The sequence below is a fragment of the Indolivaga alginatilytica genome, from assembly GCF_003201355.1.
Lineage (GTDB): Bacteria > Bacteroidota > Bacteroidia > Bacteroidales > Dysgonomonadaceae > Dysgonomonas_A > Dysgonomonas_A alginatilytica.
In genome coordinates, this window is sequence record NZ_QICL01000048.1 from 1 (window position 1) to 21,613 (window position 21,613).

Annotated in this window: 17 protein-coding genes; 8 read left to right on the plus strand and 9 right to left on the minus strand. The window is 36.8% G+C overall.

What is annotated here, in order from left to right:
• From CLV62_RS21840 to CLV62_RS20480, 4 genes are all read left to right on the plus strand, one after another.
• On the plus strand, positions 1–1,257 hold a 1,257-nt coding region (locus tag CLV62_RS21840), incomplete at its 5' end, for a leucine-rich repeat domain-containing protein (protein WP_394337219.1).
• Complete coding sequence (locus tag CLV62_RS20470) at positions 1,181–2,422, plus strand: T9SS type A sorting domain-containing protein (protein WP_221409267.1); 1,242 nt, start codon at positions 1,181–1,183, stop codon at positions 2,420–2,422. The genes CLV62_RS21840 and CLV62_RS20470, both read left to right, overlap by 77 nt.
• 494 nt (positions 2,423–2,916) lie before the next feature.
• A complete protein-coding gene (locus CLV62_RS20475) occupies positions 2,917–5,514 on the plus strand; it encodes a T9SS type A sorting domain-containing protein (protein WP_110312633.1) in 2,598 nt (865 codons plus the stop codon).
• Positions 5,511–5,819 carry a hypothetical protein gene (locus tag CLV62_RS20480; protein ID WP_110312634.1) on the plus strand — a complete coding sequence of 103 codons (309 nt, stop codon included), beginning with the start codon at positions 5,511–5,513 and terminating at the stop codon, positions 5,817–5,819. Before CLV62_RS20475 ends, CLV62_RS20480 begins: the two co-directional genes overlap by 4 nt.
• 224 nt (positions 5,820–6,043) lie before the next feature.
• Here CLV62_RS20480 and nifJ read toward each other — a convergent pair whose 3' ends face one another.
• The 7 genes from nifJ to CLV62_RS20515 all read right to left on the minus strand — a co-directional run bounded on the left by nifJ (position 6,044) and on the right by CLV62_RS20515 (position 16,850).
• On the minus strand, positions 6,044–9,616 hold the full coding sequence (gene nifJ / locus CLV62_RS20485) for a pyruvate:ferredoxin (flavodoxin) oxidoreductase (protein ID WP_110312635.1): 3,573 nt from the start codon (positions 9,614–9,616) through the stop codon (positions 6,044–6,046).
• A 146-nt stretch (positions 9,617–9,762) separates the two neighbouring features.
• A complete protein-coding gene (locus tag CLV62_RS20490) occupies positions 9,763–10,953 on the minus strand; it encodes an AAA family ATPase (RefSeq protein ID WP_170120117.1) in 1,191 nt (396 codons plus the stop codon).
• Positions 10,954–11,151: 198 nt separating this feature from the next.
• Positions 11,152–11,967 (minus strand): transporter substrate-binding domain-containing protein, encoded by an 816-nt coding sequence (locus CLV62_RS20495; RefSeq protein ID WP_110312637.1) that lies wholly within the window; start codon positions 11,965–11,967, stop codon positions 11,152–11,154.
• Positions 11,968–11,981: 14 nt separating this feature from the next.
• On the minus strand, positions 11,982–14,009 hold the full coding sequence (locus CLV62_RS20500) for a putative porin (RefSeq protein ID WP_110312638.1): 2,028 nt from the start codon (positions 14,007–14,009) through the stop codon (positions 11,982–11,984).
• Positions 14,010–14,136: 127 nt separating this feature from the next.
• Positions 14,137–14,568 carry a DUF2147 domain-containing protein gene (locus tag CLV62_RS20505; RefSeq protein ID WP_110312639.1) on the minus strand — a complete coding sequence of 144 codons (432 nt, stop codon included), beginning with the start codon at positions 14,566–14,568 and terminating at the stop codon, positions 14,137–14,139.
• A 38-nt stretch (positions 14,569–14,606) separates the two neighbouring features.
• A complete protein-coding gene (locus tag CLV62_RS20510) occupies positions 14,607–16,052 on the minus strand; it encodes an ATP-binding cassette domain-containing protein (protein WP_110312640.1) in 1,446 nt (481 codons plus the stop codon).
• Positions 16,053–16,169: 117 nt separating this feature from the next.
• Positions 16,170–16,850 carry a TatD family hydrolase gene (locus CLV62_RS20515; protein ID WP_110312641.1) on the minus strand — a complete coding sequence of 227 codons (681 nt, stop codon included), beginning with the start codon at positions 16,848–16,850 and terminating at the stop codon, positions 16,170–16,172.
• A 460-nt stretch (positions 16,851–17,310) separates the two neighbouring features.
• Between CLV62_RS20515 and CLV62_RS20520 the strand changes: the two genes are divergently transcribed.
• Complete coding sequence (locus CLV62_RS20520; protein WP_110312642.1) at positions 17,311–17,973, plus strand: B3/B4 domain-containing protein; 663 nt, start codon at positions 17,311–17,313, stop codon at positions 17,971–17,973.
• A gap of 55 nt (positions 17,974–18,028) precedes the next feature.
• Complete coding sequence (locus tag CLV62_RS20525; RefSeq protein ID WP_110312643.1) at positions 18,029–19,084, plus strand: winged helix DNA-binding domain-containing protein; 1,056 nt, start codon at positions 18,029–18,031, stop codon at positions 19,082–19,084.
• Between the two features lie 2 nt (positions 19,085–19,086).
• On the opposite strand, the gene yidD is transcribed toward CLV62_RS20525, so the two are convergent.
• On the minus strand, positions 19,087–19,308 hold the full coding sequence (yidD, locus tag CLV62_RS20530; RefSeq protein WP_221409268.1) for a membrane protein insertion efficiency factor YidD: 222 nt from the start codon (positions 19,306–19,308) through the stop codon (positions 19,087–19,089).
• A complete protein-coding gene (rnpA, locus tag CLV62_RS20535; protein ID WP_110312645.1) occupies positions 19,301–19,732 on the minus strand; it encodes a ribonuclease P protein component in 432 nt (143 codons plus the stop codon). The genes yidD and rnpA overlap by 8 nt, the downstream gene beginning before the upstream one ends.
• 132 nt (positions 19,733–19,864) lie before the next feature.
• Between rnpA and CLV62_RS20540 the strand changes: the two genes are divergently transcribed.
• Positions 19,865–20,335, plus strand: coding sequence for a GNAT family N-acetyltransferase (locus CLV62_RS20540; protein WP_245904156.1), 471 nt, complete (start codon positions 19,865–19,867; stop codon positions 20,333–20,335).
• Between the two features lie 20 nt (positions 20,336–20,355).
• Positions 20,356–21,390: a UDP-glucose 4-epimerase GalE gene (galE, locus tag CLV62_RS20545; protein WP_110312646.1), complete on the plus strand. Its 1,035-nt coding sequence runs from the start codon at positions 20,356–20,358 to the stop codon at positions 21,388–21,390.
• Positions 21,391–21,613: the final 223 nt, after the last annotated feature.

The window sequence follows — 21,613 nt, forward strand, 5'->3', positions numbered from 1 at the left end:
ATTTCTTATGAGTTTAGTCACTTCAAAGAAACATCCTTCCGATTAATTACGGAAACCCTTTATTATCTTTTCTCTCATAAATTTAAACAGGCTCTTAATTTAGTTGAGTTTTATTGCAATAATAATAAACTGGTAGAATTAGATTTGTCTCATAATGAGAATTTGAGGACATTTAAAGTCTCTCAGCATTCGTTTACTAATTTAGATTTATCTGGAAATATTCTGTTAGAGGTATTGACGATTACCCAGGGTTCATTGACCTCTCTGGATGTATCTCATAATATAAATATCGTTAATTTGGATTGTTCGTACAATAAATTAACCCATCTTGATGTTTCGAAAAACCAAAAACTTCGTACTCTCTCTTGTAATTATAATGAGCTTGTTAGCCTGAACCTGTTGAATGCTTCAAAATTGTTTAGATTCTATTGTGACAATAATATGCTGACAGATTTAGATGTGTCGACTAATACACGTTTGGAAACAATTTATTGCATTAATAACAGATTAACTCAGTTGGATATCTCGAAAAATACTTTATTGAATGAGTTTTATTGCTCTGATAACCCATTCACCAGTTTGGATATCTCGAAGAATACTTCCTTGCAAACGATTACTTGCTCAAATAACAACTTAACAAGTTTAGATATTTCGAAAAATCGATACTTGAAGTCTTTGGCTTATGCTAATAATAGAATACCAAACTTAGATATCTCTAAACATAAAGAAATTACTTTCTTAGATTGTTCTAATAATCAAGTATCTTCTTTAGATGTTTCTTTGCATACTCGTTTGCAAGGATTGGTATGCTCTAATAATGATATCTCTTATCTTGATGTTTCAAAAAATGAATTCCTTAGTAGGCTTGATTGTTCATCTAATAGATTAACTGATTTAGATGTCTCTAAAAACGTTGAGTTAAGTTATCTTTACTGTTCTGACAATTTGTTAAAAAATTTGGATATGACTAATAATAAAGAACTGTTCTCTCTTTTTTGTTTTAACAATGAACTTGTTGATTTGAATTTAGAAAATAATACTGGCTTAGCTTATTTGAATTGTTCAAATAATAAATTGAAAAAAATAAGTGTGCGCTCATATTATAGTACTAGGGTTTTTGATTATTCCAATAATTGTCTGAGGTTTTCGGAATTGCCGATACCTGGGTATGGACTTAGTGATGAATATAGCCCTCAGGCTATTATTGTTGACGATGATGTTTCAGTGGGTAGTGTGGTTTTTAAGTCAGGAATATAGTATTACTAAGGGGTGGTCTGATATATATTATACGGCATATAAATGGTATGACAGTATGGGGGCTGAAATATTTTTGCCTAGTGCTGGGGATGGGAAATTTATTCTGGATTTTGATATTCAAGATTCCATTATCTGTAAAATGACGAATCTAGCTTTTCCTGACTTAACACAGGTGTATATGGCTAAAGTTCTTAGAGCAAAGGCAATTCTGCAGGATCACCTGAAATTAAAAACCGCTACAGATAATGTGTATAGTGTAAACCTTGATGAATCGTTTAAGGTCTACGCCAAAGCAAATAATCAGGATGATGTGAAAATAGGCTTGTTTAGTTCACAAGGCATATTTAAAGGACAAATAGATTTATCCAGAAAAAATAGTACATATACATGTCAGGTGCCATCTAATACCAATGAGGGCGATTATATTATATTGCCTTATATAGTTGAGGCAGGGGTTAGAGTGCCTGTGGCACGTGCTGATAAGTCTCATTTGATAGATCAACTTCCGGTCAGAGTGATAGCTGAAGACATATGGGGGCGGTCGGTTGCTGTGTATTCCGAAGGGAATGTATTGAAGAATCTACAGTTAAAAACAGCAGAAAACAACCTGTTTGAGGTTGCTGTAGAACAACAATTTCAAGTCTACGCTCCTGCATCGGAGAGTTCGACGAGTATAGGTCTGTTCGATCTCGATGGTGTCTTCTTGTCAGATATTGCAGTTGCTAAAAATAACTATACTTATAAGTGTGAAATTCCTTTCGAGTTTGAGGCGGGCAACTATATTGTAATGCCTTATGTTAAAGAAGGCGACCTGGTGAAGGTCGTGGAAAGATCAGTAGGGGCTGTTATGATAGATCGTTTGCCCTTGTCGGTTACGGAAGGTGATATATGGTCGCGATCAGTAGGATTGAAAACTGTTAATTTGCCCTTGGATGTAAGTAATGCTGTAAGTGTATATCCTAATCCTGTTACTGATTTGTTGTATTTTAATATATCTACGCCTGTTGATGCCGTTGAAATTTATGATATGGCAGGTCGTTTAGTGAAAAAAATAACTACGATAGTTGGCAATAGCGTTTCTGTGCAGGATTTAGTCTCCGGAATATATGCTGTTAAAATAAAAACTTCTGAGAATGAGACAATGCATAAGATTAAGAAGAATTGATGTAAGTGTCTTCTAACTAAGTGATAAAGTCGGCTTCTTGCAGTATGCAGGGAGCCGACTTTTTTTAACAGTAGTCATAATGTTGATATTTGAATTTTATCTTATTATTTGCCTTGTTTTGCTAATTTTTTTCTTTTCGGATGCATTTTTATTTAACGTTCTTATGTGTTTAACAATCTATTTACTGTCGCTTTTTTTTTTGTGTTCACACCCTTTTTTTTCGCTTGATAAACCATCTATCTATCGCATAATTAGTGCATTTTGATATATTTTCGTATTGTTAAATTATATTAAATGTCATGTAGAATTGTAAGGGAGTATGATAAATAAGAACTAAATGTTTATCTTTGAAGCCTAGATACTGGACTCTATTGCGTATCGTTTCTAAATGTTATAAATTCTCGATGTGCATGTGTTATTTAAACGCTCGTTTTTACTGCTTGGTAAAGAGAGTGTTAAGAACTAAAAAGGATTAAATAGAACAAAAAATAAGTATGAAACTAAGACTACTATTGCTTGTAGGTATTGGATTTGCGCCGTTTGGGTTAATTGCTCAGACTACTTTCCTTTATAATAAAGGTTTGATGTCGGTAAAAGGGGATTATACTAAAATGACCTCCAATACAACTTTATATATTAATGGGGACTTTATAGCAGGTGGCGGGGTTGATCTCGGTGGAAATGTGGTGACTTGTAATATTTACCTGGAGGGATCACAAACTGTTCTTACAGGAGATTTTATTCATGATATCAATCTGACGTCAAAAACTTATCCTTCTGCTGTTAGTAATGTTTTTACACTTCTGGAAGGTGCTTATGAAAGTAGTTATCCAAAAGCTGCAGCTCGTTTCGTTTTTAGAGGAACTAAGCCTCAATATATCAAATTGGCTGACGGTCTTATTTATGGTGGTGGGAACATCGCTAAAGGCTATCCTCAAAAGTTGAAAGGTACAAATTATATTAATTTCCCCGATTTAATTATTGATAATGACAAGCATGTAACATTGGTTCCCGAATTGGCTGCTCAGGCTCGTAACTTATCTTTGGATAAAGGACGACTGATTCTTGATTCAAGAAGAGCTATAGCAAGCGATTTTGAATATGTTAATCCAAGTGGTACTCTTGGAAATATTATTACAGATGGTTCTATACATAGTACAGGGGCTTCTACGATGTTGGCACATTTCATGATGATCAAACCTTCAACCGCTGTTAATCCTACTGTAAGTAATATACGGACGCCAAATAATGCGGATCACGCAACAAATAAAAGACCACACGATTATTATGGCTCTGTTCAGGTTAATTTAGCTGTGGATGATCCTGCTGTTGCTACTGCAAATGAAAAGACTGGTCGTAGCCTTATTGCTATGGGAAGTCCTTATCAGGAAATGCGTGCGGATTATTTCTTCTGGAATTTTTTGATGGTTCCTACCGGTGAAAGTATAATTGGTGAGAATATGCCCGGTAATACAATGACAGATCCAAAATATAACTTGAAAGCAGGTAAAGCTTTTGTGATTGGTGTGGATCTTAGAGGTACTAACGGAAATGACTATAAAGATATTCACCCTGATTATAGTGCTAAAGGTATTCGTTTTGAAGACCGTGGTGGTGCCGGTGTAGCTGACGATAATGGCCCTACTGCAGCAGATAAAGGTAAATATTTCTTTAGCCGTTTCGGTCCTTTCTTTGGAAGGTCAGTTAATATATTTCAAGATCGTAGGTATACTACGACGAATACCGTTGCATTGCCTTCGGGTGAGTTTAATGGTACAGTTACAGACGATGTTTATACAAAGGAAATTTTGAATCGTACGGATGTTACAATACCATTAGTAAAAGGATATAATTATTTTTCGAATCCTTTTACTGTGCCTTTTGATCTTCAAGATATTGCAGATGCAGGGAATAATGGAGAACTCTCTACTGAGTGGGGGACAGGTTTGAAAATAGGTAATTCAACTAATGACGACAGGGTATTGGCTAATAGAGTTTGGATATTGGACCCTAGTTCTAAAGGGTCGGGTACTTATGATGTCGGTTTTACCGGTGTGATACCCGGTAATAAATGGGTTTCTGTAAGTGCAAAATATAGAGTTATGAGACCCGTAGGGCCTACGGGGTCAACACTTGGTGAGTATGATCCGGGGACGGGGGAGACAAAAGGTAAATTTATTATTGCTCCGCTCCAAATGTTTGTGCTATATGCGAATGAAAAGAACAACAATGCTGTTGGTAAGAGTTTGACTCTGCCTATGAGTAAGAGAAGAATAGATAATAATGCTTTGTTCTTGAGATCAGAATCTGCAACCAACAAGTATGAGCAGAAAGATGATTTTCTATTTCATATAACTGATGCACAAACAAAAGCATCCGACCGAGTTGCTATTGTTATCAGAACACCTCAGGAAGTAATGATGGATGCAGAATATGCTCCTACTAAAAAAATGATTTCATTCATATCTACCGGTCAAACTGCAACAACCTCAGAAACGGTTGAAGGAATTGTTAGGCAAACAGGTATGAGTACCATGTATACAAGAGATGATCAAGGGGCTGCTTTGGAATCTAATGTATTAGGGGTTCCTAAATCTGCGGAAACAGAGTCTGTTGTATTGTATGTTACGCCTAGTTCGATAGCTCAAAATATAACTTTGCAGGCTTCTCGCTTAGCTTCTGCTGATAGAGTATTAGGAATAACATTGATTGACAAAGTGAAAAACAAAGAGTTCGATTTATTCGGAGGTAAAGCCTATACGGTAGCTTCTACTCCAACTGATCCTGTGGATCGTTTCACTGTCAGATTTACATTTGAATCATCCAATACATCAGGTATTGAAGACGGAGGTAACACATCGGAATCTAAAAATATAACTTCTTACTATGCTAACGGAGTATTAACTGTTGCAGGTTTTGAGGATTCAGATTTTGGAAGTTTAATTTCTGTATTCGATATTCAGGGACGAAGAATTGCTCAAGCTAAAGTCGATGGAACTTCTGTAGAAATAAATAAAGTATTCTTTGCCGGTGCTTATGTTGTAAAAGTTGTCGGAAATAGATCATATGCTGCTAAATTTTTGGTAAAATGAGAAAGTATTTAAGTTTTATAATATCAGGTATATTGTTCTGTGTCAGCGTTGGTTTGAATGCTCAGGATTTATTGCCGTCAGATTCTTATTATAAGGATAATATTGCCGTAAATGAAGTGCATGCTGAAGCTCCTAGCCTAAAGGCTCCCGGAGGTGAAGATGGTGGACCTGGTGACGGAGGTGGCGAATGGGGAGGCGGAGGCTGGGTCGGCTCGCCTGTTGGAGATGCCATATTGCCAATTATAGCAGCCGGAATAGCTTATGCTTCATTTCTACTACTAAGAAGACGTAGAAGTGCTATTTAAGAATAAATAATCTATATAATATAATAATGAAAGAGCAGGTAGTTTGATTACCTGCTCTTTTTGTTTCTCGAGCTTTTATATAATGAATTTTCCCCTTGAATTATCTTAGTATTTTTTCGATTATATATTGAGACTCTATTGTAAATCATATGGCTTTATTGGTCAATAAAAAAGGATATCCTAATTGGATATCCTTTTTTATATTAGAGAATCTCTAAACTCTTTTATTCAGCAAGATTCTTTGCTTCGTTAAAAGTATCGAATGTTCCTGCAGCTAAGCGTTTGTAGCTTTTCCAGCGCCATGTTGCATTGCTTTGAGCAGCTTCATAAAGGCTAGTCGCTTCTGTTGGATTCGATTTTTGAAGTGAAGTATAACGAACCTCGTCTCCAAGGAATGCTTGGAACTTGCTCCAGTCCGGATCTTTACTATCCATCGTGAATGGGTTCTTGCCTTCTTCTTCCAACATTGGATTGTAACGCCACAAGTGCCAGTATCCGCATTCTACAGCTGATTTCTCTTCGTCTTGAGCTTGTCCCATACCCTTGCGTAGTCCGTGACTGATACATGGAGAATATGCGATAATAAGTGAAGGTCCTTTGTATTCTTCAGCTTCTTTAAATGCTTTCAAACATTGCATTTGATTTGCACCCATCGCCACCTGAGCAACGTATACATAGCCATAAGTAGTTGCAATCATTCCAAGGTCTTTCTTACGAATCTTTTTACCTGCAGCAGCAAATTTAGCAACAGCAGCAACCGGAGTTGATTTCGAAGATTGTCCACCTGTATTTGAGTAAACCTCAGTATCAAGTACGAGGATATTTACATCTTCTCCGGAGGCAATTACGTGGTCAAGTCCACCGAAACCGATATCATATGCCCATCCGTCACCACCGAAGATCCAGATTGAACGTTTGATGATATATTGTTTCAATGACAACAATTCTTTGCAGATTTCACATTTGTCGGCACCGGCTTCTAGAATAGCTAGTATTTGAGGATGTAGTTCTTTGGTTTTTTCAGCTTCGTACTTATTATCAATCCATGCTTGGAATACAGTCTTGGTGTTTTCTGAAGTTTCAGCCATCGATATAGCTTGCTTCATTAACCTTTCGATTCTGTCACGCATAGTGATGTTTGCTAAAGCATATCCAAGACCAAACTCAGCATTGTCTTCAAATAAAGAGTTTGCCCAAGCCGGACCTTTACCTTCTTCATTCTTTCTGTATGGAGTAGAAGGAGCTGATCCACCATAGATAGATGTACAACCTGTTGCATTAGCAATCAACATTCTGTCACCATACAATTGAGTTACAAGTTTGATATACGGAGTTTCTCCACAACCTGAACATGCACCTGAGAACTCAAACAATGGAGTTGCAAACTGTGAGTTCTTCACATTTTGTTTGATGTCTACTAAATGAGCTTTGCTGGTTACATTTTTAACCATAAAGTCCCAATTGTTTTGTTCCGGATATTGAGTGCCGATTTCTACCATCTCAAGAGCACTTTGACCTTTTTTTCCAGGACAAACGTCAACACAGTTACCACAACCAAGACAGTCTAAAACGTCTACTTGGATACGGAATCCCATACCGTCGAATTGCTTTCCCTGAGCTTTAAGTAAAGATGCACTTTCCGGAGAATGAGCTTGTTCATTAGCATCTAATACGAAAGGACGTATTGTTGCGTGAGGACAAACGTATGCACATTGGTTACATTGGATGCAATTATCCATATGCCATACCGGAACAAATGCTGCTACACCACGTTTTTCGTATTCGGTAGTACCATTATCCCATGTTCCGTCTTCACGGCCTTTAAATACTGATACAGGAAGATCGTAACCACGTTGAGCATTAACAGGACGAACCACGTTTTTGATAAAGTCAGGAGCATCATCTTCTGCTGCCTGAGCACCAACTGTAATGTTAGCCCATTCTGCCGGAATCTCCACTTTTTCAAGTTCGATACCACGGTCAACAGCTGCGTTGTTCTTCTTGATAACGTCTTCTCCCTTACGTCCGTAAGATTTAACGATGAATTTCTTCATTTGCTCTACAGCAAGATCATAAGGTACTACACCTGATATCTTGAAGAATGCCGATTGAAGAATTGTATTTGTACGTCCGCCAAGACCAATCTCTGTTGCAATTTTAGTTGCATTGATAATGTAGAAATTGATGTTATTAACGGCTAAATATTTTTTTACATTATCAGGAAGATAATTTCCTACTTCGTCCTTATCCCATACCGAGTTAAGAAGGAAAGTTCCATTCTTTTTCAAACCTTTGGTTACATCATAAAGATGAAGGTAAGCAGGTACGTGACATGCAACGAAATTCGGTGTATTTACCAAATAGGTTGAGCGGATAGGTTTATCTCCGAATCGAAGGTGAGAAGCGGTGAAACCTCCTGATTTTTTAGAGTCGTAAGCAAAATATGCCTGACAGTATTTATCAGTATTTTCACCGATAATTTTAACTGTATTCTTGTTTGCTCCTACTGTACCATCAGAACCAAGTCCGTAGAATTTAGCTTCGTAGTTGTTGTCATCTACCGAAACTTCTTCTTTCATCGGAAGAGATTTGAATGTTACGTCGTCTACGATACCCACAGTAAAGTCGTTCTTAGGCAATTTCATGGCTAAGTTTTCGTAAACAGACATAATTTGAGAAGGAGTAGTATCTTTAGAAGAAAGACCGTAGATACCTCCAACGATAGTCGGAGCGTCTTCTGTTCCGTAGAAACAATCTTTAACGTCAAGGTAAAGTGGTTGTCCCGGTGCTCCCGGTTCTTTTGTACGGTCAAGAACTGCAATTCTTTTTGCTGTTTTAGGAACAAGAGCCATAAATGCCTCAGCCTTAAACGGACGGTACAAGTGAACTGATACAAGACCTGTTTTTTCACCTTTGGCATTCAAGAAATCAATAGTTTCTTTAATTGCTTCGGTAACCGATCCCATAGCGATAATTACTCTGTCAGCATCTTCTGCACCATAGTAATCAAATAAACCGTATTTACGACCTGTTATTTTATAGATTTCTTCCAGATATTTTTCAACGATACCCGGTACTTTGTCGTAGAATGGATTAGATGCTTCACGAGATTGGAAGTAAATATCATCATTCTGAGCGGTACCGCGAGTTACCGGATTTTCAGGATTCAATGCTCTGTTGCGAAATTCTTTAAGACCTTTTTGATCAATAAGTGGAATAAGTTCCTCTTGATTCATTAATTCTACTTTTTGGATTTCGTGAGATGTACGGAATCCGTCAAATATATTCATGAATGGTATACGAGACTCTATTGTTGCCAAGTGAGGTACAGCGGAAAGATCCATAACCTCTTGTACTGATCCTGAGAAGAACATCGCAAAACCTGTCTGGCGGGCAGCCATTACGTCTTGGTGGTCACCAAAGATAGATAAGGCCTGTGCAGCTAATGCACGAGCCGAAACATGGAATACACAAGGAAGAAGTTCCCCTGCAATTTTGTACATGTTAGGTATCATCAATAAAAGACCTTGCGACGCAGTGTATGTCGTAGTCATTGCACCAGCCTGAAGCGATCCGTGAAGAGCACCGGCAGCACCGGCTTCAGATTGCATTTCTTGCACTTTTATTATTTCGCCGAAAATGTTTTTGCGTCCGGCAGCAGCCCACTCATCAACATACTCTGCCATTGTTGATGATGGTGTGATAGGATAGATCGAAGCTACTTCACTGAACATATAAGATATATGAGCTGCAGCTTGATTACCATCACAGGTTAAAAATTTTTTCTCTTTTGCCATACTCTGTAATAGTTGATTATTTAGTTGTTTATCGAACTTTTAAAATAAGAGGACGAAGCATAAAAAAGAATGGATTAGATTTATTAATCAAAATACCTTAGTGCTTAAATCCTTAACTTTATTTGATTACAATACTTTCTTTATTATTAATATAGAAAGCCAAAAAGCCATAATGGAATTGTATTTCCTTCGCCTATTTCCATCATTTCTGCTGTATTATAGATATCGGACTTTTTGTTTCCCTTTGTTCTTAAATTATCTACTTTAAATATATATTTGTCATTATCATCTTCTACAAGGAAGATTCCGGCTTTACTGCCTTTTTTTAATTTCGAGTTATTGTGATGCAGTTGATTGTAGAAAAAGGTTTCTCTCAATGTCTGATCGTTGGCAACTCCGGGTTTCATTGCAAAAATAAGATTAGTATTGTGCATGTATACCAAATCGGGTTTCTTGGGAAATTCCTCACCTTCTCTGTAAAGTAAATTTATCAGACGACCACTTTTCAGATAATCCAGATAATTGGTAACAGTAGCACGTGAGATTTCGCAATCGACACTCAGTTGGCTTATATTGGGTTTCCCCGGTGATGTGAGTGACAACAGATATAGTAATTTCCTTAATTTAGGAAGATACGATTGTTCTATTTGTTTAATTGAGAGTACATCTATCTCAAGCATCATATTAATGGTCTTGAGCAGATTCTCCGAGAAATTCCGTTTTTCCAAGAAGAAGGGATAATATCCATGGTGAATATAATCTCTGAAATAGGCGAGGGGTTTTACTTTGGAGCAAATCTCCGCAGCTATTTCTTTATGCTTGGTTATAATATCCGGTAAAGAAACCGGCTCAAGTTTACTGTCGGTGATAATATTCAAAAATTCGCGAAACGAAAAGCCTCTTAGGTTGTAATGACGCACAATAGAAGCAATTTCCGGATTTTCATCCAATTGCATAACTGTCGAACAAGTAAAGACTATTTTTAGCTCGGGAAATTTATCATAGCATGATCTCAGTTCGCTTGCCCAGTTTGGGTATTTAAATACCTGATCGATCAGAAGGGTTTTTCCTCCTTTAAAACAAAATTCTTCGGCAAAGTCGTATATTGTACGACATGTGAATGAAAAATTATTCATATTGATATATAAACAATCCCGTCCATCTAAATCACTGAATTTTTTTGCATACTGCAATAAAAACGTGGTTTTACCGACACCTCTTGTTCCTTTGACAGCTATAAGACGATCATTCCAATTGATCTCGTCCATCAAACGTCTTTCGACAGTGCTGCCCAAGTGCTCTACTAAATATTTATGCGTTCTGAAAAAGGATTCCACAATCTACCTATTAATTCTACGAAGGTAATTTTTTTTTGTCTTATTGCAAAGTCTACTTTGCATTTTTAATCATTTTTCTTTATATATTATGCTCGGATAGTTAAGAAAGCTGTTTTTTATGAGTGAAGAATGGTTTGTTATTGCTATTTTAGCATAAGGGTGTATATAGTGCACCTCTATAATGTAAGTGTATCTTGTTTATTTATAGTATTTTTTAAGTATCTTACTGTATTCTTCGGTCGCTTTAAACCGATTAATCCATACATTTAGGGAATCAAGCAGGATAGGGGAGTTGGCTCTTACCGCCCAAGCTTCGAAATGGGTAAAACCAATATCTGTTTTAATATCAAGTTCCGGTGTTTTGGCTATTAAGCTTTCGGCTGTTTTTATATCGCATACCGTATAATCTATTTCGCCTGCTGCCACCATTAAGGCTAGTTGATTGGCTTGATAGGTATCATCTTCAACAATAAATATTGTATCGCCAATTTCATGTGACAGGTTTTGTAACCGGAGTATGTTTGGGGAGCCGGCAGCTACATGCAGAGTCTTTTTTCCTAAATCAAGATGATTTCTAATAGGCTCAATACCATTGTTAAATTCTCCTTTCCGCTGTACTAATACCAATCGGTTGTTTACAATAGCCTCTGTGAAGCTGTACTCATTGCGGAGGCTCGAATTAACAGGGATATTACGTGCGACTAGATCATATTTTCCGGTTTTCAATCCTTCAAAGCTTTTTTCTAAACTATTCTCCACAGATACCTCGAAGTTAATATTCGTATATTGCTGTAAGGCTTGAAGCAATTCATAATTGTATCCGGCAACCGTATCGGATGATACAAAATAACCTATGGGATTGAGGTCGGTTACAATATGCAAGGTGCCACTTTTTTCTACCTCAATATAATCACGATGAACAGGAGTATTTAGATAGTGCATCATGATATAAACAATAATAGCTATTACTATTGTCAATGTCAAAACTATGCCGACCAGTTTCTTTTGTTTCATTGATCTATATCATATCAATTGTTAAAGTTCCAAGATAATCCGAATTTAAAAATCATAGGGTTTACAGGATAAGTAGGTACTGTGAAATAATTGGAGTCTCCGAAATCTTTTGCCACATTATACATCATCACAAAGAATCTGGTCTTTTTTAAGTGAAAATTAGCATAGACGGTAGAAAAAGGAAAATTACCAACTTCCTTGTCTGTTTGATTGACAAACTGTCCCAAAGCCGGATCGTATCCAAGTGCGTAGTATTTAGTGTGATAATGTGCATCTACACCCAGTTGCATGGTTAGTACTTTTGCTAATTTTGCTTTGATATATAAATTTGTATATAGACTCAATTTTGGAACGGGAATAACATCAGTGTTGGTACTGGTTTGGAAAGATACCTGATTGTCCCAATGTAAAATTCCGTAGTGTAAATTCTGGTCAAGACGAAGAGAAATTACTTGTATATTTTCCCCTTCTTGATGTATATATTGGGCATTGGCAACACTTAGGTCTGTTTTTTTATAATAAATATAGTTTTTAATATTTTCCACCCCTCCACTTAATCGTGTTTCCGTATGAGGTATATAGATTTCTCCTCCTACAAATACTCGTCGGGTATCACTAAAATCATTATTTTTCCAGTTATGATATTTGGAAGAGAAATCCTGTTGGAAAAATTGGGGTACCAGACTTTTTATATATCCGTTGGCCTTTACTATTGCTTTTTGCCCTTTAATATTAATAGTGGTACTAATATCAGCTTTTAATTTATATTCTCCAGCATTATAACCGAATACTCCTAAGTCAGCATAGAGATTATATCTTAAGAACTCACCTTTTTCTTTAGAGAGGACACCTCCAATAAATGTCGCCTTTTGAGAGTGATCATTTGTTGTAATCCATCTGAAATTTTCACCCGGCATACGGAATATTCTCATGTCTTGTTCAATAAAAGCTGTTAGCCCGAATTTTACCCAATCTCTAAAACCTTCATTAAGAGAAACAGCGAGGGTATTCTTAAATGAATAATATGCCATCTGGTCGTTTACAGGTGCACTAGCCGTATTTATTGACGGCGGCGTATAATTATAAAATTCGTCCAATGCTTCAACATTCCTGCTATAGAATCTACGGCGTTGATCGGTGTAGCTGTTGGTTAGAATAACACTGGCAACAGGAATAAATTTCTCGGTGCCTTCCTTTTCATATCCCAGATTATATTTATTGGTCATGTACAGGTGTTTTCCTCTCAAGTAATTCCAAGTTTCAGAAAGATGAGTCTGAAAGCTGAGTGTATTATCTTTTCCTACATTATCGGGATCTGTACCATTGAGGTATCCATCGTATAATATACCTCCATTTTCGGAATGAGTGAAGTTATTATTAGCAACAAATGCATGCATCTGGTATTTATCGCTGACATATGCCGCATAAAAATCGTAGTTGATTTGTTTATCGGGATTATATTGGTAAAAACCTCTGGAGTAAACATAATCAATATCAAAACCGACGGTAAGATGTTTATCAAAGCTAATTGAAATTTCACCTGTAAATCTTTCCTCTTTACTCTGGCGGCTTCCTCCCGATTGATACATAATGTTGGAGTAGGGCTGCTTGGTACTCAGAAAGCGTTGATTACCGGGTGTCTTGTAATAGAATTTATAAGGATCCAGAAACTGAAAGAGAGAAGCATCGTCCTGCTCAATAAAAAGCTTAGAATAAGCCGGTGATCCCCAGTTTCCAAGATATCCGATTGCCAATCCTTGACCTTCAACCAAACTTTCTCTATGGAAGCCATATAACATAGTATCCATAGGGATAGGTATACGTTCTCCCAAACGAGGGTCGATGTTCCAAGCCGGAACAGCAGGTGGAACCTTATTTAAAGAATCGAGGTTGACCGATGGAGTCTTACTATTTGAAGCTCTTTGTGGAGCCGGAGCCTCTGTTTTTGTGCTGTCGTTATCGAAGATAAAACGAGGTTCCTGTGCCTGAATTACAAGCACAGACGCACATATATATAGAATAATAAAAGCGATTCTTTTCATCGCCACAAACTTACATAAAAAACAGAAATAGCCGAAACGTTTATTTCTAAATTGTAGTTAAGATCACAGGCCTTCTTATTACTTAGGTAAATTTAAGTCTAAAAAAGGTCTGTGATTTTATAAGGTCTTATTTAACCCTTGTCCAGATTTGATTTCTTCCAAAAGCAGAAATGCCTACATAACCTCTGACCTTTAACTTGTCGTTTCCGTCAAGCGCGATGGTACATTTATATAACTTTCCTGAGGTCGGATCTAAAATTTTACCGTTAGAATATTCTTTACCGTCTTTCGATAAACCTTTTATGATATATAGTCCAAGAACGGGTTTACCTTTGTCGGTATCGGGACAACTGGTACATTTAGCATCCTTTTTGGCAGGATTGAGTATCTCTACTATTTTTCCATAAATTTTACCGTCTTTTTCAGTGATCTCAACAATAGATTTAGCATCACCTGTTTCATCATCGAAAGTTTTCCATTTACCGATAACACCTTGAGCATTTACTGATAGTATACTTGCGAGAAGAGCGAATAGGATCGAAATTTTAATTCTTTTCATTTGATTATTGAATTTAAGGTCTCAGACCTGTTTATTAATTAATTGCGTTTAGTTAATACCATTCTTTGAGTTACAACATCGGGTATTTCATCTTCATAATGAGTTACATATATCAATGCTTTGTCATCAGTGCAGAAATCTTCTATAATTTTCTTGATACGATGTTTATTAGCAACATCTAATCCGTGTAAAGGTTCATCAAGAATCAAAAGATCGGGATTCTTAACGAAAACACGTGCTAATAATACGAGACGTTGTTCTCCTGTTGAAATATTAAGAAACGATACATCTTTGATGTTATCGATACCAAATATTTTCATCCATTCCAATGCGATGACTTCTTGTTCTTCACTACATTTTTTGTAAAGACCTATGGTGTCGAAAAATCCCGACCCAACAACATCTATACAACGTACATTCTTTAAATAGTAGAGGTGCATTTCGGGCGAAACGTATCCGATGTGTTTCTTTATGTCCCAAATGCTTTCTCCTGACCCACGTTTGCGATCAAACAAAGTGATGTCATTGGCATAAGCTTGCGGGTTATCTCCTGAAACCAAACTTAGGAGTGTCGATTTGCCCGAGCCGTTTTCTCCAAGCAAAGCCCATTTTTCGCCATGCTTTACCTGCCAATCGAGATCCTTTAATATAGTACGTGTACCGTATTTTATATGTATGTTTTTGAATAGAAGTGCATCTCCAAATGAGAATTGATCTGTTGTTTGATTGTTTAAAAGTTTGGATATATCTGCATTCGTTTCTCTATTGAATAAACTTTTTTGCAGGCTTAAGTCATTCACAAATTCGTCTCTGCTGATAACGGGTAATAACGATTTGTCCTTTACGGGTAAGATATGTGTGATGATGGAAGGTAAGTCTTTGGGATGCGAAAGAATCAGAACTATTTGCAGATTCTCCAAAAGCGATAATTTGGTCAAAAGATCATTTAGAACAACTCTCGATTTAGCATCCAGCCCTATAAAAGGATTATCAAGAATAAGAATTTGTGGTTTCGATAAAAGTGATCTTACAATCAAGGTTTTTCGAAGTTCTCCACTCGAAAGTAAGTTGATTGGTTTCTCTACCAGATCTTCGATCTTGAATGCATCAATAAGCATCTCTACCCATTCTTTTTCTCCTTTCGAGAAAAGGTCTCTCACTATGGGAACTTCATGCTCGTCTCCTGCATTCCAGCGTTGTTGATAGTAGCTGTTTTGTATATCTACAAGGCTGTAAATGTCGCGGAAAGCAACACATTTTACAATTGTATTTATGCTGATATTGTTTTTACTGATAATCTCTCCCGATTTCAGAGCGTGCTTGCCAAGCAGGATATCAATAAGTAAAGTCTTGCCTGCTCCGTTAGGACCCACAATAGCCCAGTGTTGGCTGTTGTTTACAGCCCAATTGATGGGTTGGGTAAATGCTAATGTGTTGATGCGCGGAACCGCATTTCTGATTTCTATCAGATTATCTGTTTCCATTCGGTTTTTTTATTTTGGCTGGTAAAAGTAATGATTTCTGTTGAGAATGATCAACAAAAAAGTATCACCCGTTTCGGATAATACTTTTTCTATGCGATAATTTAAAATTGTCAGATATTAGGAGATACTTAGCAATGGAAATGTTTTTTTTACGTTTTCCGCTATTTGCGAAGCCAATACGTCTACGGATATATCCAATGTCTTTGCTACCTCATTGTAAATATCTTCGATAGATGTTTCAGAAATGTCTGTTTCGCAAAATAATCTGTCTAATGGTATTTCCCGAATGGCATCATCATTAAAACGCTCATTTATCGAAAAGAGAAACCCATGTGATAGAAGTTGTTTTGCAAGTTCCACTTTGCCTTTATATCCATGAATAATCCATGGTTGGCGTGGTTTGTACAGTTTTTTGATATGTAGCAATTCTTCCCAAGCTTTAACGCAATGAATAATCAGTGGTTTTTGCAGCTGCTCCGATAATTGAACTTGTTGTTCAAATATAGTTTGTTGAATTTTCAAGTCGGGACCTTTGAGTTTGTCTAATCCGGCCTCTCCGATGGCTACAATGCGGGGATCGCCTGCAATTTCTTTCAAAAATTTAAGTTGGGGTTCTGCATCTTCCGAATACCAGGGATGTATTCCGCAGGAAAACCAAGGATAGTTTTCGTTATCTTTGGCGTATTCAAAACCAAGAGGGTACACATTTACAATATAAGAAATGTTTTGCCTCAGACTCTCGTCATCATCCGAGTTCGGAGAAGGAGCGTCGTGGGTGTGTATGTCATATAAGTCCATAAAATAATTAAGAATTCTAAGCTTTGCAAGTTAGCCAAAACTTTCAGATTGCACCAAAAAAACATCAAAATTTTATATAAACTAAGTTTTTAGACTCTACATATTCTCTAAAAACTTAAATTTGTGGGAGTACAGACCTTTTGTTACTTTCGTCTGGATATTGTCTTGCAGTTGTCCGAAGTAAAGAGTAGGGGCGTGTTTTGTCCCTTCTTCTGAAAAAGTCACTGACATTATTTATCTATAATAAAATCAATGGATTATATAAAAGTGACACGAGAAAAGGAAACAGTACAAGAAACAATGTAAAAAGTGTCACTTTTGTTACCTTTGTAACCTTTTTGATTTTTGTGTATTGATTATCAGTTTGTTGTAAAAGTAGCGAAAACACACAAAATGATTTTTTTGTAACCAAACTGTGTGGATTTAAGAAAAGCTGTTACAATTCTAGATTTAATGGATTATGTTTACAATTAAAGTATCGGAAGATATAAGAATTCATTGCCCCGAATTTGCGGGAGTGGCTATTTTAGCAACGGTACAAAATACGGCCCATAGTGAGGAGCTTTGGAAAGAGATTGATGCTTGTATCGAAGAATACAGAATCACTTACCAAATTGATAATGTAAAGAAAATACCTGCAATAGAGGCTACACGTAATGCTTATAAGCGATTGGGGAAAGATCCGAACCGTTATCGTCCCTCGTCGGAAGCTTTGGGGCGGCGTATATTGCGAGATTTGCCTCTTTATCAGATTGATACTTTGGTAGATCTGATTAACTTGGTATCTATACGTACAGGATACTCCATCGGTGGTTTTGATGCTGATAAAATAGAAGGTAATGTATTGACTCTGGGTGTTGGTATTGCAGATGAGCCTTACGAAGCGATAGGTCGGGGAATGTTGAACATCGAAGGCTTACCCGTTTACCGGGATGCCCGAGGAGGGGTAGGGACGCCAACGAGTGATAATGAGCGTACTAAATTAGATTTAGGAACAACTCATTTTTTAGCTATTATCAACGGTTATGATGGGCAGGAAAGATTGCCTGAGGCTGTTGATTATATGCAATCTTTGTTACGTCGATTCACCGCCTCTGATGGAGGAGAAGTTTTTTATTTCTAAGGTTTCAGACCTTTTTTTGTTGTTTAATAGAATTTATATAAAACAAATATAGAGAATGGATACATCGTTTATCGCTAAACTTAGGCTTAACAATCAATTGTTGATGGGGTCTGATCTTAAAACTGCTCAGGAGGTAGTGTCGTGGATGGGTGCGGTTCAGGCGCAAGATTTCAATATGACAAAATGGGCTCTTGGAGTTCGCTTACCTGCTTTGACTAATAAATCGGTGGAGGATGCAATAAATAAAGGGTTGATTGTAAGAACGCATATTTTACGTCCTACATGGCATCTGGTTGCAGCCACAGATATTCATTGGATGCTTGCTTTATCGTCTCCCAGAGTTAAATTAGCATTGAGATCACCGGATAAGATTTTAGGATTAACGGATAAGATAGTTGAGGGGATGAATGTCTTTATTGCTAAGGTGTTAAGTGAAAATGGACATTTAACTCGTCAGGAACTGGGCGAAATGTTAAGGGCTGAAGGGCATGAAATGGAGAGTTACAAGCTGAATCATATTATGTTTCATGCAGAATTGGATGGGGTAGTTTGTAGTGGTAATATAAAAGGAGGTAAGCAGACATACCGTTTGTTGGAGGAAAGGATTCCTAAGACTGAAGTTTTTGATAAAAATATAGCATTAGAAAGATTGGCTCGTAAGTATTTCACAAGCCATGCTCCTGCAACCTTACAGGATTTTGTGTGGTGGTCAGGATTGGCGGTATCCGATGCCAGAAAGGCTATGGAAATGATAAAGCCCGACTTTGTTGTCGAAAAAATAGATTCTTTGGAGTACTGGATCAATAATTCATTTAAGGAATTGAAAGATAGTCGTGAATCTGTTTTCTTACTACCTGCTTGGGATGAGTTTGTTGTGAGCTATAAAAACAGAGAACATATCATATTGGATGAACATTATAGGAAGGTAATCTCTAAGAATGGGATATTTAAACCTGTTGTAGTTAAAGACGGACAGATTATCGGTATGTGGAAAAGGGTGAAGAAGAAAGATCGGGTATTTGCTGAGACCGAATTGTTTGGAAAAGTGGATAGCGTTACGAGAGAATTAATAAAGAAAGCCACCGATTCGTTCGATTTATTTCACGTTTGAAATCAGGGAACGGGGTCGTATCCATGCCCTCCCCACGGATGGCAACGCGATATCCGTTTCATAGCAAGCCATGTTCCTTTAACGGGACCATGTTTTTTGACGGCTTGTACTGCATATTCCGAGCAAGTAGGTGTATAGCGGCAAGTGGGCGGTTTGAGCGGAGAAATACAATATCGATAAAAGTATATCGGTATAAGCACTAGATAGGATAATATTTTACGAATTATTCTCACTTTTTGTTTCCGGTTGATATTTACCGTTCAATGTATTTATTGTCTTAAGTATTGCTTTCTCTATTTCGGCATAAGTGGGCAATTCACTTTTTAAATAAAGAAATGCAATATCGTATGACTTGCTCGATTGTGTCGCAAAATCAATCAGTTCTTTTTTATTAAATCTGTAAGCTTCTCTTATCAAGCGTTTTACCCGATTTCTTTTTACTGCTCGTTTGAATCGTTTTTTAGAAACGCTGGTTAATATAGAAACTGTGGGCAATTCGCTTTCCGACTCAGTTTCGCGAGTTATATATACAACCCTCAGTGGGTATGCTATGAAAGAAGCTCCACCTGCAAAAAGAGATTCAATTCTTTTTTCGGCATATAGCCTCTCATTTTTAGAGAATGTAAATTGAGTTTCTTTTTCGGGCATTTTATTATAAAAATTAAGGCAAAGATACGTTTTTTTTATGAAGCCGAATATCGCATCAATTATATTTCTGAGACAGCAAAAAAAACTGTATTTTTGTATTTAAACACAATGGAAAGGTTTGAGCCTTAATGTATGGATAAGACGACGAGAATGACAGATACAATAAGATGGCAAATAGACCGTTTTGAAGATTTAGACATTTATAAATTATACAAATTACTCCACTTACGGGCTGATGTGTTTGTGGTAGAGCAAAATTGCCCTTATTTAGATGTGGACAATAAAGATTACAAAGCTTTGCATCTGCAAGGGTATATAGGCGAAACGCTGGTGGCTTATTGCCGATTGTTTAAACGAGGCGATTATTTTGAAGAAGCATCCATTGGGAGAGTTATTGTTGCTAGGGATTTTCGAAAATATGGTTACGGACACCAATTAATGGAGAAGGCGATAGAGTTGGAAGAATCTCTGCTTAATGAGACAAAGATAACTATATCGGGTCAGTTGTATCTAAAAGCATTTTATGAGTATCATGGTTTTATACAAACCACAGAGCCTTATCTGGAAGACGATATTCCTCATATACAAATGAAACGGAATTAAATTACAATATTGAAATAGCTATGAAAAAAAAGATTTTAGTGACAGGCGGAACCGGCTACATTGGTTCGCATACTGCTGTTGAACTACAAAATGCAGGTTATGAAGTTGTTATTGTAGATAATTTATCAAATTCGACTGCTGATAGTATTGATGGCATTGAGCGCATAACAGGAACTCGTCCGGCATTCGAAAAAATAGATTGCAATGATGAGGAAGCCTTGCGTAAAGTGTTCGCAAAATATTCTCCGATTAGTGGAATAATCCATTTTGCTGCGAGTAAAGCTGTAGGCGAATCTGTGCAAAAACCACTTCTTTATTATAAAAACAATCTGGTGTCACTGATTAATCTATTGGAATTGATGCCCGAGTTTAATGTGAAAGGGATAGTGTTCTCTTCTTCATGTACTGTTTATGGTGAGCCTGATGTAAATCCTATTGACGAAACAGCACCTATTAAACCTGCTGCTTCTCCTTATGGAAATACAAAACAGATCAATGAAGAGATTATTCAGGACTTTGTAACTTCCGGAGCCAATATCAAAAGTATAATATTACGTTATTTCAATCCCGTAGGAGCACATCCGACTGCTGAACTTGGTGAGCTTCCTAATGGAGTTCCTCAAAATCTGGTTCCTTTTATTACTCAAGCTGCTATGGGTATTCGTAAAGAACTGAGTGTATTCGGAGACGATTATGATACTCCTGACGGTTCATGCGTTCGCGATTTTATCAATGTAGTCGACTTGGCTAAAGCTCACGTTGTAGCAATAGACAGAATGTTGCAAGATAAATCTCCTGATAAAGTTGAGATTTTTAATCTGGGTACAGGAAATGGTGTTTCGGTATTGCAACTTATCAATATTTTCGAAAAAGTATCGGGAACAAAAGTAAACTATAAGATAGTTGACCGTCGTGCAGGAGATATCGTTAAAATATGGGCAGAGCCGTCTAAAGCTAATAACGTATTAGGCTGGACAGCTAAAGAAACCATAGAGGATACAATGGCTTCGGCTTGGAAATGGCAACAAAAACTAAGAGAAAAAGGTATTATGTAATTAAATACATATAATATCAAAAGATAAAAAAGGATGATTCTCAAAAATCATCCTTTTTTTTGTTTGTGGAATATAATGGCTTTTGTCGTTGATAAGTAACGGTTTGTAGTGTTAATAGTAACTGAATTCTAAGTACATGACAAAAATTTTATAGGATTTGTATTTATCTGACAATAAGGGTTTAACAACCATTGTGCTATATTGTCTAGTCCATACTTAAAGA

Coding starts and splice junctions, on each gene's coding strand:
- CLV62_RS20540 (WP_245904156.1), top strand. CDS start 19,865: ATGGATAAGACGACGAGAATGACAGATACAATAAGATGGCAAATAGAC.
- nifJ (WP_110312635.1), bottom strand. CDS start 9,616: ATGGCAAAAGAGAAAAAATTTTTAACCTGTGATGGTAATCAAGCTGCA.
- galE (WP_110312646.1), top strand. CDS start 20,356: ATGAAAAAAAAGATTTTAGTGACAGGCGGAACCGGCTACATTGGTTCG.
- CLV62_RS20495 (WP_110312637.1), bottom strand. CDS start 11,967: ATGAAACAAAAGAAACTGGTCGGCATAGTTTTGACATTGACAATAGTA.
- CLV62_RS20500 (WP_110312638.1), bottom strand. CDS start 14,009: ATGAAAAGAATCGCTTTTATTATTCTATATATATGTGCGTCTGTGCTT.
- CLV62_RS20510 (WP_110312640.1), bottom strand. CDS start 16,052: ATGGAAACAGATAATCTGATAGAAATCAGAAATGCGGTTCCGCGCATC.
- CLV62_RS20515 (WP_110312641.1), bottom strand. CDS start 16,850: ATGGACTTATATGACATACACACCCACGACGCTCCTTCTCCGAACTCG.
- CLV62_RS20525 (WP_110312643.1), top strand. CDS start 18,029: ATGGATACATCGTTTATCGCTAAACTTAGGCTTAACAATCAATTGTTG.
- rnpA (WP_110312645.1), bottom strand. CDS start 19,732: ATGCCCGAAAAAGAAACTCAATTTACATTCTCTAAAAATGAGAGGCTA.
- CLV62_RS20475 (WP_110312633.1), top strand. CDS start 2,917: ATGAAACTAAGACTACTATTGCTTGTAGGTATTGGATTTGCGCCGTTT.
- CLV62_RS20520 (WP_110312642.1), top strand. CDS start 17,311: ATGTTTACAATTAAAGTATCGGAAGATATAAGAATTCATTGCCCCGAA.
- CLV62_RS20480 (WP_110312634.1), top strand. CDS start 5,511: ATGAGAAAGTATTTAAGTTTTATAATATCAGGTATATTGTTCTGTGTC.
- CLV62_RS20505 (WP_110312639.1), bottom strand. CDS start 14,568: ATGAAAAGAATTAAAATTTCGATCCTATTCGCTCTTCTCGCAAGTATA.
- CLV62_RS20470 (WP_221409267.1), top strand. CDS start 1,181: ATGAATATAGCCCTCAGGCTATTATTGTTGACGATGATGTTTCAGTGG.